Annotated in this window: 9 tRNA genes and 1 rRNA gene; all 10 read right to left on the bottom strand. The window is 48.3% G+C overall.

The features are described 5' to 3' along the window. Positions 1-90: 90 nt before the first annotated feature. Positions 91-166 (bottom strand) — tRNA-Ala (locus ACIFOD_RS21600). Between the two features lie 8 nt (positions 167-174). Further along, positions 175-251 (bottom strand) — tRNA-Pro (locus tag ACIFOD_RS21595). 7 nt (positions 252-258) lie between these two features. After that, positions 259-335, bottom strand: a tRNA-Arg gene (locus ACIFOD_RS21590). A gap of 102 nt (positions 336-437) precedes the next feature. Further along, positions 438-526: transfer RNA gene (locus tag ACIFOD_RS21585), tRNA-Leu, on the bottom strand. A gap of 7 nt (positions 527-533) precedes the next feature. Continuing rightward, positions 534-608 (bottom strand) — tRNA-Gly (locus ACIFOD_RS21580). A gap of 9 nt (positions 609-617) precedes the next feature. Further along, positions 618-702: transfer RNA gene (locus tag ACIFOD_RS21575), tRNA-Leu, on the bottom strand. Positions 703-737: 35 nt separating this feature from the next. Next, positions 738-813 (bottom strand) — tRNA-Lys (locus ACIFOD_RS21570). Between the two features lie 33 nt (positions 814-846). Then, positions 847-922: transfer RNA gene (locus ACIFOD_RS21565), tRNA-Thr, on the bottom strand. 98 nt (positions 923-1,020) lie between these two features. Continuing rightward, positions 1,021-1,096, bottom strand: a tRNA-Val gene (locus ACIFOD_RS21560). 12 nt (positions 1,097-1,108) lie between these two features. Beyond that, positions 1,109-1,206 (bottom strand): 5S ribosomal RNA (gene rrf, locus ACIFOD_RS21555); the annotation flags it as partial.

Genomic DNA, 1,206 nt, shown 5'->3' with positions numbered 1-1,206 from the left:
GTTCAATGTGTAAGTGCTTCTGTTTGAAGCGACTTGATTATCATATCATTTTCACTCTATTGGTGTCAATGATTTTTTGTAAAAACTTTTTGGTGGAGCCTAGCGGGATCGAACCGCTGACCTCCTGCGTGCAAAGCAGGCGCTCTCCCAGCTGAGCTAAGGCCCCAAAAGAAGTGGTCGGGAAGACAGGATTCGAACCTGCGACCCCTTGGTCCCAAACCAAGTGCTCTACCAAGCTGAGCTACTTCCCGAAATATATGGCGCGCCCGAGAGGAGTCGAACCCCTAACCTTTTGATCCGTAGTCAAACGCTCTATCCAATTGAGCTACGGGCGCTAAATGATTCTATTGTTCTTTCCTTATTGACTATCGCAAATTTAGGAAAGATATTTTGCTTACGCAAACCAATGAAGTTTATTTTGCTCTCGCAAAAAAACTTGGTGCCGAGGACCGGAATCGAACCGGTACGGTAGTCACCTACCGCAGGATTTTAAGTCCTGTGCGTCTGCCAGTTCCGCCACCCCGGCTAGTCTCTGGAGCGGAAGACGGGATTCGAACCCGCGACCCCCACCTTGGCAAGGTGGTGTTCTACCACTGAACTACTTCCGCGAAATATAATGGTGCGGGTGAAGGGACTTGAACCCCCACGCCTTGCGGCGCCAGATCCTAAGTCTGGTGCGTCTGCCAATTCCGCCACACCCGCATGTATGATTGATATTTTGCTTCCGCAAAAATCAATGGTGAGCCATGAAGGATTCGAACCTTCGACCCTCTGATTAAAAGTCAGATGCTCTACCAACTGAGCTAATGGCTCACAATATAAAAATGAGACAAAATAAAAAAACAATGGTGCCGGCAAGAGGACTTGAACCCCCAACCTACTGATTACAAGTCAGTTGCTCTACCAGTTGAGCTACACCGGCATATTTAATTGGTTTGCTATTAGATGAAGACTACTTAATGAGAAGTTGTTTTCATATAGGGAATTTAAGGAGAGATATTTTGCTTACGCAAAAATCTTTGGTGGAGGATGACGGGATCGAACCGCCGACCCTCTGCTTGTAAGGCAGATGCTCTCCCAGCTGAGCTAATCCTCCGAAATATGTATCGCCTGGCGACGTCCTACTCTCACAGGGGGAGATCCCCCAACTACCATCGGCGCTGAAGAGCTTAACTTCCGTGTTCGGCATGGGAACGGGTGTGACCT

This window comes from Rossellomorea sp. NRS-1567 (assembly GCF_050467885.1).
Taxonomy (GTDB): Bacteria; Bacillota; Bacilli; order Bacillales; family Bacillaceae_B; genus Rossellomorea; species Rossellomorea aquimaris_C.
Note: the sequence above shows the minus strand (reverse complement) of the source record. Positions and strands in the feature narration are given on the sequence as shown.